Source organism: Arenibacterium sp. CAU 1754 (genome assembly GCF_054482635.1).
In genome coordinates this window covers 372,294-389,375 of record NZ_JBTLRG010000003.1, presented here as the reverse complement: position 1 = coordinate 389,375, position 17,082 = coordinate 372,294, and the positions used below count along the sequence as shown (strand labels likewise).

Annotated in this window: 10 protein-coding genes; 9 read left to right on the top strand and 1 reads right to left on the bottom strand. The window is 56.6% G+C overall.

What is annotated here, in order from left to right; all coding sequences use genetic code 11:
* Positions 1–2 precede the first annotated feature (2 nt).
* From ACXYMO_RS14555 to ACXYMO_RS14520, 8 genes are all read left to right on the top strand, one after another.
* Positions 3–422 carry a PqqD family protein gene (locus tag ACXYMO_RS14555; RefSeq protein ID WP_458879443.1) on the top strand — a complete coding sequence of 140 codons (420 nt, stop codon included), beginning with the start codon at positions 3–5 and terminating at the stop codon, positions 420–422.
* Positions 419–1,528, top strand: a complete 1,110-nt coding sequence (locus ACXYMO_RS14550; RefSeq protein ID WP_458879442.1) for an ATP-grasp domain-containing protein — start codon at positions 419–421, stop codon at positions 1,526–1,528. The genes ACXYMO_RS14555 and ACXYMO_RS14550 overlap by 4 nt, the downstream gene beginning before the upstream one ends.
* A 2-nt stretch (positions 1,529–1,530) precedes the next feature.
* Positions 1,531–2,961, top strand: coding sequence for a type III PLP-dependent enzyme domain-containing protein (locus ACXYMO_RS14545; protein ID WP_458879441.1), 1,431 nt, complete (start codon positions 1,531–1,533; stop codon positions 2,959–2,961).
* Positions 2,962–3,007: 46 nt separating this feature from the next.
* A complete protein-coding gene (locus ACXYMO_RS14540) occupies positions 3,008–5,158 on the top strand; it encodes an urea transporter (protein WP_458879440.1) in 2,151 nt (716 codons plus the stop codon).
* A gap of 233 nt (positions 5,159–5,391) precedes the next feature.
* Positions 5,392–5,973, top strand: a complete 582-nt coding sequence (locus tag ACXYMO_RS14535; RefSeq protein WP_458879439.1) for a hypothetical protein — start codon at positions 5,392–5,394, stop codon at positions 5,971–5,973.
* A gap of 661 nt (positions 5,974–6,634) precedes the next feature.
* Positions 6,635–7,387, top strand: a complete 753-nt coding sequence (locus ACXYMO_RS14530; protein ID WP_458879438.1) for an efflux RND transporter periplasmic adaptor subunit — start codon at positions 6,635–6,637, stop codon at positions 7,385–7,387.
* Positions 7,384–8,784 (top strand): efflux RND transporter periplasmic adaptor subunit, encoded by a 1,401-nt coding sequence (locus tag ACXYMO_RS14525; protein WP_458879437.1) that lies wholly within the window; start codon positions 7,384–7,386, stop codon positions 8,782–8,784. The genes ACXYMO_RS14530 and ACXYMO_RS14525 overlap by 4 nt, the downstream gene beginning before the upstream one ends.
* Positions 8,785–8,787: 3 nt before the next feature.
* Positions 8,788–10,926 carry a hypothetical protein gene (locus ACXYMO_RS14520; protein WP_458879436.1) on the top strand — a complete coding sequence of 713 codons (2,139 nt, stop codon included), beginning with the start codon at positions 8,788–8,790 and terminating at the stop codon, positions 10,924–10,926.
* A gap of 378 nt (positions 10,927–11,304) precedes the next feature.
* Here the strand turns inward: ACXYMO_RS14520 and ACXYMO_RS14515 are convergent, their stop codons facing one another.
* Positions 11,305–11,634, bottom strand: a complete 330-nt coding sequence (locus ACXYMO_RS14515) for a hypothetical protein (RefSeq protein WP_458879482.1) — start codon at positions 11,632–11,634, stop codon at positions 11,305–11,307.
* Here ACXYMO_RS14515 and ACXYMO_RS14510 point away from each other — a divergent pair.
* Positions 11,527–17,082, top strand: a 5,556-nt coding sequence (locus ACXYMO_RS14510; RefSeq protein ID WP_458879480.1) for a DUF4347 domain-containing protein, incomplete at its 3' end; no start/stop codon positions are given. The genes ACXYMO_RS14515 and ACXYMO_RS14510 overlap by 108 nt on opposite strands.

The following is a 17,082-nucleotide window of genomic DNA, read 5'->3' as shown; positions in this document are numbered from 1 at the left end:
CTTTGCCCGGCGCACTGAATTTCGACGTTCAACATATCCGATATGGCCGCAAAATACTTGATCAAGATCAATGGTATCCCTTTAACACTACAGTAACGTTGCCAGGGCACCCGGGAATTTCAAGAATGAAAAAAACAACGCTATCCGAGCAAAAGCCGCCACAGGACCGCGAAAACCCAATCAGGGTTTTTCGCGACAGTTTTGTATTCAACACCAGGACCGGCGCCTTTTTCACGACGAGCCGCGAAGGCGCATTCATCCTGCAGGCCGCATGGCGTGGGCTGGACCGCAAGGAAATCGAAACGGACGTCATGACCGAATTTGGCGTGACCCCCGCTGTCGCGATGAGCGACACGGAACGGTTTCTGATGCGGCTGGATGAAATGGCGCTGCTTCCACAGAAAAAGTCTGCGGAAAAATGAGCGCTGCTGCAAACCCACCCGTCATTGCCGTAAGCGGACTGCACCGTGGCGAAAGCCCGCAACCGGGCGGTGCGGTGATCGAATCTGTTCGCGCAGAACTGCCCGAAGCGCGGATGATCGGCATCAGCTATGACCTGCTTGACAGCGGCGCCCACAGTTACGGGCCCGACCGGGCCGACGCCGCATACCTGTTTCCATATCCGGGTTCTGGACCGCAGGAATTCATTGACCGTCTTCGCGCGGTTCACGCGCAAGAGAACATCTCGCTGATCGTTCCAACGCTCGACAGTGAGCTGGAAAACGTGATTACCCTCCGGTCCGAGATCGAGGCGATGGGGATCAAGGTTCTGGCCCCATCAACCAAATCGCTTGCTGCCCGAGAAAAGAAATACCTCGCCGGGTTGGGCCAGAAGGCAGACGTGCCCACCCCGCTGACCTTCGCCGCGCAAAGCGCCGCCGCTCTGGCAGGGTTTGCGGCTCAGACCGGGTATCCCTGCTATGTAAAAGGCGCGATGTACGATGCGAACCTGGTGCGCAACGAGGCCGAATTATACGCGGCCTTTCAAAGGATTTTCGATGTCTGGGGCGGACCGGTCCTGTTGCAGCAGGCGATCTATGGTGAAGAGTTCGTTGTCGCGGGACTGGGTGACGGCCAAGGCGGAATTGTTGCGCACTGCGCCATGCGGAAACTGCTGCGCACCAAGCTGGGCAAAGCCTTTGGCGGCGTCGTCATTCATGATCCCGAAATGACCACCGAAGCCGAGCGCCTGATTGCAGCCCTGAAATGGTCGGGGCCTTTCGAGATCGAATTCGTTCAGCCGCCAGGCGGCAGACGGTATCTGTTCGAGATCAATCCGCGTTTTCCGGCCTGGATATCCTTTCCGGCCAAGATTGGTTGCAACATGCCCGCATTTGCCGTGCGCAAGGCACTTGGAATGGACACATCCGTTCTGAAACCCTGTGCGCCGGGGAAAATGTTCCTGCGTCACTGCGAAGACATCGTGACCGATATCGAAACCGTCGCCGACATGAGCATCGACAGCAAGACTGTCGTGAAACCGGCCGGAGAATGGCCGGGCGATGCCAAACAAGAAAAGGTTTCCTGATCATGGATGAAACCTACAAAGGACCCGAAATTTCGGACGAGCTTGGCAACCTGCCAATTGAATCGGCCGCTGAACGAAACCCGCTGTCGCGGGGCGTATTGAAAAATACCCTCGAAGAAATCGACGGGGTCGCTGTCGAGGATTTAGCGAAACAGTACGAAACGCCCCTGTTCGTCTTTTCCGAACGCACCGTCCGGGGCCAGGCAAGGCGCATGCGCGAGGCCTTTCAGTCGCGCTACCCAACGACCAGCTTTGCTTGGTCTTTCAAGACCAACCGTCTCGACGCGATCTGCCAGATTCTCAAGCAGGAGTCCTGGAAGGCCGAGGTTGTTTCTTCTTTCGAGTACAGCAAGGCCAGGCATCTGGGCTACAACGGCGACGAGATCATATTCAACGGCCCCTACAAACGCCGCGATCATATCGAACGTGCCCTCAGCGAAGGAGCGCTGATCCAGATAGACAACTGGGACGAACTGGCGACGATCGAAAGCGTCGCAAGTGAATTGGGCGGCACATACGACGTCGGCATCCGTATCTGGTTCAACAGCGCCCATGCGCCGCTATGGTCGAAATTCGGCTTCAACCTCGCAAACGGCGAGGCAAACCATGCGGCGCGCCGGATCATTGAAAACCCCTCGCTCAAACTCCACACGCTGCACTGTCACATCGGAACCTATCTTCTGGATCCCGAAGCCTACCGCGTCACCACGCAAGCGATGCTGGGCCTGCGAAAGGAACTGAAGGACGACACCGGACATCAGGTTGAATGCCTCAACCTCGGTGGTGGATTTCCGTCAAACAGCCTTTTGCACGGAATGCCCGGTCCGCCGGAAAAAAGCGTTCCACCCATCGAAAGCTATGCCGAGGCGATCACCTCGGAACTCAATCGCCTGCCGAAAAAAGACAGGCCATTGTTGCGGCTTGAATCCGGCAGGTACCTTGTGGACGAAGCGGGGTACCTGATCACGTCGGTCGTCGCGATCAAGGGCGCGGCCTACAGGCATCCGGCAGGGTCGCCCCTGTCCGCCTTGGCGTTCAAGGAACACAGCCTGTCGGGGCATCCCGCAAAACTGGGCTATGTCCTTGATGCCGGCGTCAACCTTTTGTTCACAGCCGCCTGGTTCGCGATCAACGCCACGCCTCAACGGGCCGTCCCCGGCAAGATTTACCCGACTCGCCTGATCGGGGATCTCTGCATGGAGATCGACATCATCCGCGAAACGGTCAACCTTCCGCACCTGCGGGTGGGGGACTATCTGACCCTGCACCCGGTCGGCGCATACAATTTCGATCAGTCGATGCAGTTCATCCATTTGCGCCCGGCCGTGGTTCTGATTGACGAGGCCTCACAGCCGCACGTGATCCGAAAGCGGGAGGACATAGAATACATGGAAAGCCGCGAGACCCTTCCCGAGCATCTCACCGGCAAATGACATGCGGGCGATAAGTCAGGTTTGGGAAACAGAGCCACGATTGAAGATGTTGTGGGACGTCTTCGCCGAGGCATATCTTGCCCCGGTTGCCGCCATCTGCCTTGTCAATTCGCCGTGGGTCGGACTTGGCCTTTGGCTGGCCCTGTTTCAGCAGCCGCAACTGGCCCTGGTCGGGGTCCTTGCCCTGACGGCCATCGCGGCCCTTTCGCTGCCGCTGGCAAAGTCATCTGACGGTCCGGGGATCGACGTCACGATCCGGGCCAATGCCCTGCTGAGCGCGCTGGCGGGCGCCTGGGTGTTCCTTCCGGCTGACCAGTCGCTGTTGCTCAGGACGCTAATGATATTGGGAACCGTACTCGGCGGTTTGCTGTTCACGTTTCTGGCAAAGGACCTGCTCGCGAAAAGCCGCCTGCCTCCGATCGTGTGGCCCTATTGCCTGATCGCCTTCATCATGTTCACGATCTTTCCGGATGCGCCTGCGCGTTCGGTCGCCTATTTCGAATGGCCCCTGTTTCAGACCGACAGTGTGTTTGACCTGCTCGCCGTCTTCTTGCGGTCGCTGGGCGTTTTCGTGTTTTCCCCATGGCCCGTTTCCGGCCTGCTGATCGCCGGTGCCCTGTTGGCGTGGTCACCAGCGATGTTTCTGGCCGGCGCGACCGGGTGGCTATCGGGTGCGGTCGTTTCGTCCCTTCTGATTGCAACCGGCGCGCCCTTTTACTGGGCGGCGTCCTCCTACAATTTCTTCCTGTCCGGTATGGCGCTTGGCGCAGTGTTCTTTCTGCCGGACATGCGGGGCATCCTGTTCGCCGCAATCGGCGGAGCCTTTGCCGCGCTGATCGCCGCCCTGCTGCAGGTTCTGTTCAATCATTCGGGTGTTTCCTACCTTCCCATTCCCTTCGCGGTGACGCTTTTTACCGGGCTGGTCTTGTTGTCCGGCCCGCCCTTCGGCGCCCCCGACGACCCGATCGAGGCCTGGAGCGACAAGCCCGAGCGCAATCGGATCAGTCGGGATTGGCTGCGCGCCCGCTGGGGGCGAACGGGAACGCCCCTGGTTGGCATCCCCCTGACGGGCGTGCTGGAGATTACCCAAGGGTTCGACGACAGCCTGTCGCACAAAGGAAAATGGCGCCATGCGCTGGATTTCCAGCGGCCCCTGCCGCATGGCGAGACCGAGGACAGACGCCCGTCCCTTTGGGGCGAAACCGTCTTCTCGCCGGTGTCCGGCCGGGTGGCCGGCCTCACCCAATCCATTCCCGACAATCAGCAAGGCGTGGTGAACTATGCCGATAATTGGGGCAATCACATCATTCTGGAAACGTCGCCGGACACCTATGTGATCCTGGCGCACCTGATGCAGAATTCCATGCGGGTCACGCCGGGGCAGAGCGTGGATTTTTCAACGGAACTTGGCCTCGTCGGCAATTCGGGGCGGTCCATCATCCCGCACCTGCACCTCAGCGCGCTGTACGATGCGCGACCCGGCGCGCCAACGCGTGATTTCCGTCTGGCCAACTATTTTGTCTGCGCCCCGGATACCCTGACGCCCGTAGAGTGGCATTCCTCGGGACATGGAAAACGCGGCGCCCTGGTCATGGCCGCTGCCGCCAATCCGAACGTCCGGGGCATTCTGTCAGGGATCTTGCCAGGACGCGGAATATGGACCGTCACCTCGGGGGCAAACAGTTTTCCGCCCACCAAAACCAATGGCCCGCTGGTCGTCGAAACCGAACTGCTTGAAAACGGCAATTACTCGATCAGCCAAAATGGCACCGACTGGATGACGGCGGCGCTGGAATATGACGGGCTGCGGCTGAACGCGCTGAGTGCTTCGTCAGGCAGTCTCGTTTCGCTGCTCGCCATGTGCCTGTCCACGGTTCCCTACGCGGCCTTTCCGGGATTGATCTGGAACGACTGGCTGCCCCGCACGTTTCGCACCCCCGCACAGCGGTATATCGGTCAGTTGAACCCCTTGCGACGCTCGACACTCAATCATGTCGTCATGCGATGCGACACTGTCCAGGATCAACCGGCCCCGGCCCTTACCGTCATGGCGACCCCAAAAAGCAGCGCGGGCGGCGTGCCGATGTCCTGCGAAGTCACAATCGAGGCCCAGAAAGGCCCGGTCAGAATTGTCGCGCATTACGATGAGGGCACCGTGATATACCAACAAATCTCGTTCGAACCGCGCGAGTTTTGAATGCGACGTCAGGCGCCATATCCCCCGCATGTCCTGCCATCGTCACGCCGGTCAAACGACGTGCCCGGGCATCAGGGTCGCTCCAGTGCTCCGCGTCGACACGCGTCACCGCGACAGCCTGCCTCATCCCGGAAGGCGGCGTTCATATGTCTTGTCAGGCGCCAATTTGCCAAGCAAACTTCCGGAAAGGATCGGCCGGTTACCTTCGTCCTGAACCAAATATTGGAGAGACCGTGAAACTGTATTCTGCCCTTATCGTCGCTTTCCTGTCGGTGATGCCGACACTGGCCGCATCCAACCCGGTGGTGAAATGCATTCAACGTGGCCTGAAAGAGTCAGGCCACAATCCGCGTGGCATCGACGGAATAATCGGCCGCAATACCCGCGCCGCAGCCACAGCCTGGGCCCGAAAATCGAACACTGAAATGCCCGATATTTCCGCCGACAGCGCCCCGCGCTGGTGTGCAGCCGTACTAAAGGCGACAGAGACGCTGCCGGAGGCCGCCCCGGGAACCGACCGCTATTGCATCTGGTTCAAAGAGGTCCTGAACGGCGTCTGGCTCCACCCCGACGGGCAACCGGCGCTCAGCTTCCGCTTTGCGTCGGGTCCAGATGGGGCCGGGTGTTATGCTTGGATCAATGCTCTTCCGGCCTGGGTCATCACGGAACCCGGAACCCAGATCCTCAGGGTCGAGCGCGACGAAAGCCAGCGATCCTGGGGAACTGACGAAAACGGGATCTTCATCGATACGGAAACGGGTCTGGCGCGGTACATGCAAAAGGGGTTCACAACCTTCGGCGTGCTGACCGATTGAGATACGTCTTGTGCCACGTCCCCCTCACGGGAACGACCGCTGCAAATTTGGACTGTCACAACAGGAAAAACCTGCGCCCTTAAGGTACATATTTTCGCCTGACCTATCGCGATTTACAGATCCCAGAAGGCCAGTACTAACAATTAAGCCGAGTGATACCGGGTCCAAAGAAACCGCGAGCCGGACACTCGCGCTGTTGTCAAATATGTTTGAGTTGTCTTGGAAATAGGGGCGGCACATCGTGCTTCTTGGATCAACCATTTCCGTAAGGCTGCGACCTTTGGTGATGAAGGTTTATCCGGCGCGCTCAACGGGTGGTATAAGAATTTCAATGGCGTTCGGAGAACTGGCCGAACGGACAAACAAATTGACCATTCGCAAGTTGTTCAGCAATCAGCTTGCCCAGATCAGACCCCTTTGTATCGTCATCGCCCGACGCGCCTGCCGCAGGCAACCACATAGGCCAACTTATGTCCGTGTCGTTCCATTGAACGTGCAACAACGTGTGGTGACGCAGATCTTCGGGGCGCCTTCCAACTAAGACATCTATCCAAAGTGCTTTTGTTTATATTCCGCAACTTGAAACCATTTTGCAATTCGAGCACTGTCCGAGTTGAAATTCAGGTGCACCGTGGCACCGAGGGATGGGTCCAGAAGCATCATGTTTGGTTTCAGAAAGAGTTCAAAATCCTTCGCTGCGCTTGCCGCGTTTTTTTGGATTGCAGCAATTGCTACGCCCGTAGTTGCCCAAGAAACGACGGCCCCGTCAGTTGTTCGGGCGAAGGCAGAAGCGACTATTTCCAGCGTGTTGTCGGGTACACTCGACGATTTGGCGTTCGACGAGGGCGATCCGTTCTCAAAGGGGGATGTTCTGGCGCGTCTGGATTGTGCGATTCAGCATGCCGAAGCAGAAGCGGCCCGCGCTGATGCCGAAGCCGCTCGGTCCACATTCGCCTCACGTCAGGCGTTGTTTTCGCGCGGAGGTATTGGGCGTTCCGAAGTCGAAATTGCCAAGGCTTCGTCGGCAGCGGCCGACGCGCGAACCCGCGGCGCCGAGGCCCGTCTGAAAGGATGTCAAATCGTTGCGCCGTTTGACGGAAAAATCTCGGAAAAATTTGTAAACCAGTTCGAATATGTCCAACCAGCGCAACCGCTATTCTCAATCGTGTCAAGCGGGCGTCCAGATATTGAGATCATCGCCCCTACAATTTGGCTGCGGTGGATGAAAATCGGTCAGATCGGACGTTTGCGGCTAAATGCGGTCGAGGGAACGTTCGACATAAGGGTCACGGGTCTTGGGTCAACTGTTGATCCTGTCAGCCGTACGGTAAAGATATCTGCTGCGTTTGAAAACGATGTGCCAAATATCCTGCCCGGTATGTCCGGTCTGGTCAATTTTGAGCAACCCCAGTGAACTCACCTGTGCCACCTGACAAGAACCGACCTGGAGGGAACCAGGTAACTGGCAATCTCAAGCTCCAGAGAGATCAGGATGAAAAAGCGGCTCTGCTGCGGATTTTGCAGCTGGAATCGGAGATGCGCCGCATTCCAACCGAGCGCGAACTGATTTTTCATATCGCGAATGAAAGCCGTCCGGTTCTGGGATACCGGCAGGCATTTGTTTTTCGTAGGAAACGCGGTTGGAAACTGGAGGCTGTTTCGTCGGTTTCCAATTTTGACCGCCAGGCACCGATTAACATCCAGATTGTAAAATTTGTTGAAAAATTGATGAAAGCCAGCCCCGAAGGAGAAATCGTTCGGGCAAAACTGAGTGACGATGGCCAATTCGATGACCTGGCGCGGCATACGTTTGAGAACATGGTTTTGGTTCCGCTGAAGACGCGCAAAGGCAAAGTTTTCGCGGCGATGGCCTTGTTGCATGAACGACCATGGCCAGAAAGCTTTTACCCCTTGGCCCAACGAGTCGCCGAGGCTTATTCCCATACTTGGGAATCTTTGTCTGGCCGCGCATTGGAACGTCGCCGTGGTATTTCGGCGCGTGTGGCATTGCCATTGATCATGGCAGGGCTTTTGATGTTGGGTTTCTTGCGCGCACCGCTGACCGTGTTGGCGCCAGCCGAAGTGACCGGTCAGCACAGGTTCGCGGTTGCTGCTCCGCTTGACGGGACAATCAAACAAGTCACAGTTGAGCCGAATGAACTGGTTCAGACTGGCACGATATTGGCCCAGTTCGACGACACCGAGCTCCGCAATGCTTTTGAAATTGCCGAGAAACAAGCGATTGTCGCGCAGGCAAGACTTGAGAAACTGCAAAATTCGTCCTTTGTGGATCGTGATGCAGCACGGCAGACAAAGGTCGCCGAAGCCGAGTTCGTTCTGGCAAAAGCTGAACGGGATTTGGCCCGCGAACGACTTTCGAGAGTCGAAATTCAAGCGGTGACCAGCGGCATTGCGGTTTTTGACAATGCCCGTGAACTGACCGGAAGACCGGTCGGCGTAGGTGAGCAGATTATGGAAATCGTGTCACCCGACCGGTTGGAATTTACGATTCGTCTGCCAGTCAGTGACAATATTGTTCTGAAAGACGGAAATCGCGTGCGGGTCTTCTTGGACAGCGATCCTTTGAACCCAATCGAGGCAACGTTGCTGCGCGGCAGTTACCGAGCCGCGACGCAGGAAGATGGGTCTTTTGCTTACCGGCTTATCGGGCGAGCGACCGATGAAAAAGCGCTTGAACGTGTGCGGATCGGTGCGCGCGGTACCGCGCAGTTGTTTGGTGAAACGCACAGCTTGCATTTCATTGTCTTTCGCCGGCCCCTGAGTTGGATCCGGCAGACGTTTGGAATGTAAACCATGCCTGATGCGACATCAGGGGATCAGCCATTACCGCCGCTGCGCGAGGATTTGGATATCTCGCCCGGTGCTCCGCTTTTGTCCGGGGCACCCAGCTGGGTCATTTATGACCCGGTCCGGCACAGGTTCTTTCAGGTGGGCCAAAGAACGGTAGAGATCATATCACGCTGGTCTGCCGGTACGGTTGAAAACCTACGGTCTGACCTCCTCGCGAAGCGGGCACTTTCTGTTGGCGAGGCAGAAGTGACCAATCTGTTGGGCTTCCTCAAGCAGCATGACCTGCTCGCTCTGAATGCGCCTGGAACCGCGCGCCGCATGGTGAATGCCGAGACTCGTCAGCGTACCACATGGCTGCAATGGGCGATGCATCGGTACATCTTTTTTCGAGTTCCCCTAGTGCGCCCGAACCGATTTCTTCATGCCACCTGGCCCTTGGTCAGACCTTTCTTTTCGCGCCAGTTCGTCTGGTTCACTGTTTGCCTGCTTGTCTTGGCCGCTTATCTGACCAGTCGGCAATTTACCGATCTCATCCTGCATTTCAGGGATGTTTTCTCGAAAACCGGGGCGCTGACCTACATTGGCGCCGTCATATTCGTAAAAATCCTGCACGAATTCGGCCACGCCTATCAAGCTATATCGCGCGGTTTGCGCGTGCAAGTCATGGGGGTGGCGTTTCTGGTAATGTTTCCATTGCTTTACACCGACGTAACCGATGCCTGGCGGCTGCGAAGCAGGCGCGACAGGATCATGGTGGATTCCGGCGGCGTTCTGGTGGAAATGACAGTAGCGGTTTTTGCAACTTTACTTTGGTGTTTCCTGCCGGATGGCACGCTTCGGTCAGCGGCCTTTGCGGTCGCCACAACGGGATGGTTCTTTTCGCTGCTCATCAACCTGAACCCGTTGATGAGGTTTGATGGTTATTATCTCCTGGCCGACGCTATTGGCGTTCAGAACCTCCAACCGCGTTCGTTTGCTGTCGGTAAATGGGCCTTGCGCGAACTGATGTTCAACTTGGGTGATCCGCCACCAGAACGGCTCGCGCCCGGCATGCAAAGGTTCATGGTTCTCTATGCTGTTGCAGTGGCAATCTATCGTTTCTTCCTGTTTATCGCGATTGCCCTGCTGGTTTACGCATTTTTCTTCAAGGCGCTGGCAATCATCCTGTTTATCATTGAAATTGCCTTTTTTGTTGTTAGGCCGATTTTGAAAGAGTTGGGTGTTTGGTTCGTGATGCGCGACAGAATTATCAGGAAAACCCGCAGTTGGGTATCGCTTGCGCTGTTGATAGGCATTGTCACGGCGATGTTTTGGCCCGTCTCAACCCGGATATACGCGCCCGCCATTCTGGAAGAGGCGCGCCAGCAGTCGATCTTTGCCGAGGCCGAGGGGCAACTCCAGAAGGTTTTCGTAAAAGAAGGCCAAACCGTTCGTGCCGGTGATCCCCTGTTCCAGCTTGTCGACCCGGAATTGCCCTTGAAGCTGCAGCAATCAGAACGGCGCATGGAAATGTACAGGGCGCGACTTCTAAGTGGCGCCGGTGATGAGGTCGAGCGCGCCGAGCGTTTGATTGTCAATCGTCTGCTTGAAGAAGAACAGCAAACGTCTTCTGCATTGAAAGACAAGAACGCAGCGCTTTTGATCCGGGCTGCCCATGACGGGTTTTTTACCGATTTACCGCCTCAGGTTCAGCCCGGTACCTGGCTTGCGCGTACCCAGTTTCTTGGTCGCATTATTGATCCCGGCGCATATGTCATAAATGGCTTCATCAATGAAACCGATCTTGAACGATATGATCCAGCTAAGCAGGGTCAGTTCGTTGCCGATGAACTTGCCGTGCCCAGAGTGAAAGTTGAACAATTGGCGGTTTCAGATTTTTCGGTTCAGGAATTGCCCGACGGATACCTGGCTGCCCCCAACGGCGGAGGAATTTCCGTGTTGACGACCGACAACACAGGGCGCCAGCCAAAAGGTGTCTGGTATCCTGTTTCAACCGAGACGGGTTTACACCGAATAATTGCATTCGATGATTTGCAGACGGCACAGCGGGGCTATTTCCAACTGCACAGCAAGCCTGAGTCTTATGCCAAAAGGATTTGGCGCCGGATCGCGCAGGTCCTGATCCGCGAGGTCGACCTTTAAACCTACCCTTTCGGATAGGAGTATACCCATAAGGATAAGGGCCATTATTCGCTTCCAACAAAAAATTCAGTTTTTTGTATTCATTTTGAATGGCTTGAACAGTGCCAGATATTTTTTGGCGCAACCCCCCCCCTTTTGAAGTGCTCGGCTGCCCAATTTTTTGCACAATTGCAGCCTAGGAAAAGTAAACGGATCGTTAAGGTTTCGTATTGCCTGCATCTTTCGGTTGTGTGAATGTCGCCGTAACAGGCAATCCAAATCGTAGGTTTTCGGTCCTGAGGGGCCGTTTGAGTAATGTGAAGTGGCGACCTGAGACCGCAGGCTCAAGGTCCAGCTTTGCACTGGTTGTTTAGGGGACTGGGTGAATTGAACAAGGCATCAGATAGTCAGGAGTTCGAGTCGCAGATTGACGAGAACGAAGCGCTCGAATCCGAACTGTTGGCACTGGAAGAGCGGATGATGTTCGACGGTGCAGCCGGGGCCGAAGCGGTCGATGCTGCGATCGATGCAACAGACCCGGATGCCGATCACATTTCCGGTCGGGATGATGAGGCACAGGTCGCCGCCGCGTCCAATGTCTCCCAACCTGACCGCAAGGAAATCTATTTCGTAGAATCGACCGTTCCCAATGTTCAGGACCTGATTGCCACGATCCCCGATGGCGCCGAGGTTGTCGTGATCGAGGCCGGTTCGGACGGTGTCGAGCAAATCGCCGATGTTCTCGACGGGCGGGAGGACCTGGATGCGATCCACATCCTGAGCCACGGCGAACAAGGTTCCTTGTCGCTCGGCAACACTCAGCTGACGGCCGAAAGCATTGTGGGTGGGCACGAAGAGGCTCTGACGACGATTGGCGCATCGCTGTCCGAGGACGGCGACATTCTGATTTATGGTTGTGACTTCACCGGCGGTGAAAACGGGCTTGAGGCTGCAATGGCCCTGGGCGGCGTTACAGGTGCCGATATTGCAGCGTCCAATGATTTGACCGGTCACAGCGATTTGGGTGGCGACTGGGATCTGGAAACCGAAATCGGTCAGGTCGAATCCCAAAGCCTGTCGGCTGAATCCTGGCAGGGTGTGCTGGCCCCGACGTGGTCTATCACGGGCGACACGTCGGTCGACGAAGGCAACTCTGCAACATACACCATCTCGAACTCCGAAGTTCTACCGCTTGGCACATCGGCGTCGATCGACATTACGGCGCTTTACGGCACGGCTGACGATGGCGATTTCGACCGCACCCTGTCAGATGAGTTTGTTACAGCCATCAATAACATCGCGATTACACGCGACGACCTGACGTTTGACGGAACGACCCTGACTTACACAGCCGATTACACCGGCGAGGTTCAGGGGACCGAGAACCTGTTTACCGACATTTCGGGAACGGGCACCGGGCTGAACATCGGCAGCAATACCACGACACTTCAGTCGATCGGGTTCAATTTCGAATTCTACGGCGTCACCTATACCCAGCTGTTCATCAGCGATAACGGCTACGTCACCTTCGGCGGGGCCTTCAACAGCGGCAACAACGTCGACATGAGCGGCGGAACCGCGTTCGGCGGTAACCCTGCAATCGCTGCGTATTGGGACGGGTTGAATCCCAACGGTGTTGGCAGCGGTGATGTGTTTATCCAGACGACCGGTGCGCCTGGAAGTCAGCAGTTCATCATCCAGTGGAACGACATGACCTTGGATGGGGTGTTCGGCACGGAATCGGGCACCTTCCAGCTCATCCTGGATGAAGCAACCGGCGATATCCGCGTCAATTTCGAAGACCTCGATTTCCGGGGAACGGGCAATGACTTTGGCCGTTCCGCCACCCTGGGTATCCAAGACGGCACTGGCAGCGCGGTCCAGTTGAACTTCAACGTGGAAAACGGTCTGTCCAATAACTCCTCGGCCCTCTTCCAAAGCCCCGCAAATGGCATGGATGATCTGATCTTCCGTGTGACCACGACAGGGGATCAGGTTGTTGAAGGTCCGGAATCTTACAGCATTTCCTTGTCCAATCCAGTCAACAGCGTTCTGGGAACAGGCACTGTCACTACGATCGTTGATGACGCGGGCAGCGATGTGGACGGTGACACGATTGCCGATCTGATCGACGTCGATGATGACAACGATGGCATCCTTGACACGGTCGAGGGCCTGACCGTCGGAACCCAGGCAACATCAGGTGCCTGGACCATTTCCGGCAACACGGCAACGGTCGATCTGGGTAACGGCATCATCATTCGTGCCACCAATACCTCGGGCAATTTCTCTGCTGGCAACTTTAACGGCGCTGGTGCCGGATTCTGGAGCGAAAACCTTGCCGGAGCCACCAGCTTGCAAGGTGTCTTTACCTGGGACACATCGGTCACATTCACCTTTGAAAATGCGGCCGGCGACCCGATCGAGGTCTTGAACCCGATTTTGCACCTTGACCGCATCGGCGGACAGTCAGGCGGTTTGCAAAACTCGGCCAGCGTTGAACTGGCCAGCGGGTCCTGGACACGCCTGGCTGGTACGGCCGACTTCCTGGTAACAGGCCATTCCGCCCAGGATGGCGGTGCGGGCACGCTCCCGGGCGCTACCTATTCCTCGGAATCAGGTGCCGATGATGCCAACAGCACCGCTGCGGGGTCGGTCCAACTTCAGGGGCTGGTTTCCACCTTTACAATCGATTTCCGCCAGCTTGCGGGGTTCGGCATTGGTGACGGTATCGAATTCATCATGTCCGCGACATCCTATGTCGCGCTTGACACCGATGGCGATGGCTCATCCGATCACGTGGACATCGACAAAGACAACGACGGTATTACCGACAACGTCGAAGCCCAAACCACCGCTGGCTATATCGCACCAACAGGTGATGGTACCATCACCGACACCAATAACGACGGCCTTGACGACGTCTATGATAACACAACCGCCGCTGGCATCGCGTCGGGTGCTACTGCGGTTGGCCAGACCGAAGTCGACACGGATAGCGATGGCACCGCTGATACTCTGGATCTGGATTCCGACAATGACGGCCTGACCGACACGGTCGAAGCCGGTCATGGAGTGGCCCAGGCGACTATTGATGCCTCTGGTGATGCGGATGGCGATGGTCTCAAGGACGTTTTGGACACCGCAGTCGGGTTCGATGTGAACGACGACAACTTGAACGCATCGGGCGAATATACTCTGGCCGACAGTGACAATGACACCGACGCTGATGGCTCAAATGCTGCACCGACCAGCGTAGATCTGGATTTCCGCGATGATGTGATCAGCATCGACACGGACGGCGACGGCGTCCTCGACACAGACGATATCGACGATGACAACGACGGCATCCTGGACGTTGACGAAGGCGCATTCTTTGTGTCCACCATCGACCTGAATGTCGTGTCGACCATCCCAGGGGGAACCTATCCGGGCGATCCGCAAGGCATTCGTTTGTCGGATGCAACTGGTCAGTTCTTTCTGGATATTTATGAAGGTGCAAACACTTCCGCCAGTGTTCCATTCAGTTTCAACACATCGACCGGTGAAATTTCCAGTGATGGCCTAAACGTTAGCAATTCTGAGTTGGTCGAGCTTGTTTACACCACACAAAACTCACCTGTCGCATTCACGTTCCAAGACATTCGGATAAACAACATCGAGAGTTTGACGGCGGGTACCTTTGGCGTTCGCGACGGCTATGTCTGGAGTGAGACTGGTACGTGGACACCTGTTGGCAGTCCCGCAGGCGCGGTTGTAAGCGTCGACCCGGGAGCAGCGGACGGTGTCGGTGATTTTGTGATTACTGACCCGGACGGTGGCAACACAATCGGAGACATCAACCAGTTCACACAGGTATTGGCTGTCGATAATAACTTGTCCGACGTGCTGTTGAATATGTCCGGGGCCGCTGACGGTCACACTGCTGATTTCCTCTTTGACAATCCGCAGACAACGGCCAGCCTTTTTCTTTTTAACGCGGGCAGCAACAATATGTCTTGGGGGTTCTTCCCCCAATTGACTGTGACCGTGAATCAGACGTTTGGCATCGACAGCGATGGTGATGGTCTGGCCGATCATCTGGACATCGACAAAGACAACGACGGTATTACCGACAACGTCGAAGCCCAAACCACCGCTGGCTATATCGCACCAACAGGTGACGGCACGATCACCGACACCAACAACGACGGCCTTGACGACGTCTATGATAACACAACCGCCGCTGGCATCGCGTCGGGTGCTACTGCGGTTGGCCTGACCGAAGTCGACACGGATAGCGATGGCACCGCTGATACTCTGGATCTGGATTCCGACAATGACGGCCTGACCGACACGGTCGAAGCCGGTCATGGAGTAGCCCAGGCGACTATTGATGCCTCTGGTGATGCGGATGGCGATGGTCTCAAGGACGTCTTGGACACCGCAGTCGGGTTCGATGTGAACGACGACAACTTGAACGCATCGGGCGAATATACTCTGGCCGACAGTGACAATGACACCGACGCTGATGGCTCAAATGCTGCACCGACCAGCGTAGATCTGGATTTCCGCGATGATGTGATCAGCATCGACACGGACGGCGACGGCGTCCTCGACACAGACGATATCGACGATGACAACGACGGCATCCTGGACGTTGACGAACTGTCGACCGGGGATACCGGTCGCATCTACTGGGATCACAATTCTGGTGGCGGCACCTCATATGCGGCGCTAACGGATGGCTCGATCGGCTCGATCCTCATCAACGCCAACGACATCTCATTTGGGGCCGGCTTTACACAACCCACCAGTACTTTTGAGAATATCCTGCAAGGTGCGGATTCAGCAACGTTCGCAGATGCCATCTCAGGGAACGATTATGTTGAAGTGTCGTTCACGCTGGGCCAGGACGCATTTCTGACGGACATTCAGCACGGAATCGTGCCCGTCGACTGGGGTGGGTCAGCTGCTGGCAACTATGAAGTCGCTGTTGCGATCTCGGACGATGGATTCCTGTCGTCGACGACGATCTACGATGATGGTTTCCAACCAACCCCGCCGAACGGTGTCTATGGCATCAGCCAGGAGTCTATCGCGCCTTACCTGCTGGGCGCAGGCACTGAGTACACGGTGCGGTTTTACCTGTTCAATGAACAGAACAGCTATTTCCCCGACAACACTGTGGCATTCGATGATCTGTTCCTGAGCATCTCTCAACCCCTGGACAGTGATGGCGACGGCATTGCCGATCATCTTGACATCGACAGCGACAACGATGGCATCACCGACAACGTCGAAGCCCAGACCACGGCTGGTTATATCGCGCCAACAGGTGATGGTACGATCACCGACCTGAACGGTGATGGCCTTGATGATGTCTATGGCGCTGGCCTTACCCCGGTCGATACTGATGGGGACGGCATTGTCGATGTTCTCGATGATGATTCTGATAACGATGGATTGTCCGATACGATTGAGGCAGGACACGGCGTTGACCAGGCTACCATTGATGCCTCGGCCGATACCGATGGCGACGGCCTGAAGGATGTTGTCGAAGGCGCGGATGTCGCTGACGGCTTTGATGTCAACGATGAAAACCTGACAGGCACGACCTTCAACCTTGCCGACAGTGACGCCGACATGAACCCTGATGGTTCCAACGCGGCCCCGCTTTCCACCGACTTTGACTATCGTGATGATTCATTGCCGCCCGTGGCAACGCCGGATGCCATCACCGTCACCGAAGATACCACCGCCACCGGCAATGTGATCACGGATGATCTTGGTGGTGGAGTTGACAGCGATCCAAACAGTGACCCGCTGACAGTCGTGGCTGCCTCCATCGATGTGGATGGCGACGGGATTGCCAATCCGCTGACCCTGGGCGCGGCAACGCCGCTGGTGGATGCGGCCGGAGATCCCATCGGGTCAATCACAATGAACTCCGATGGCAGTTTCTCCTTCACGCCCGCGCTGAACTACGTAGGCCCGGTACCGCAACTCAACTACACCATTTCAGATGGCGATGGCGGGACCGACAGTTCGACTTTGGACATTACCATTTCACCCGTGAACGACGCGCCGGTGGCGACGGATGATGCGGTCGTGACGGATGAGGATGTGCCGGTGAGCGGCAACCTGATCACCGATGACCTGGGTGGCGGTATCGACAGCGATGTCGATGGCGATCCG

What these genes read in the sequence shown, in the direction of transcription:
- ACXYMO_RS14520 (WP_458879436.1), top strand. Translation starts at nt 8,788, where the DNA reads ATGCCTGATGCGACATCAGGGGATCAGCCATTACCGCCGCTGCGCGAG.
- ACXYMO_RS14545 (WP_458879441.1), top strand. Translation starts at nt 1,531, where the DNA reads ATGGATGAAACCTACAAAGGACCCGAAATTTCGGACGAGCTTGGCAAC.
- ACXYMO_RS14550 (WP_458879442.1), top strand. Translation starts at nt 419, where the DNA reads ATGAGCGCTGCTGCAAACCCACCCGTCATTGCCGTAAGCGGACTGCAC.
- ACXYMO_RS14530 (WP_458879438.1), top strand. Translation starts at nt 6,635, where the DNA reads ATGTTTGGTTTCAGAAAGAGTTCAAAATCCTTCGCTGCGCTTGCCGCG.
- ACXYMO_RS14540 (WP_458879440.1), top strand. Translation starts at nt 3,008, where the DNA reads ATGTTGTGGGACGTCTTCGCCGAGGCATATCTTGCCCCGGTTGCCGCC.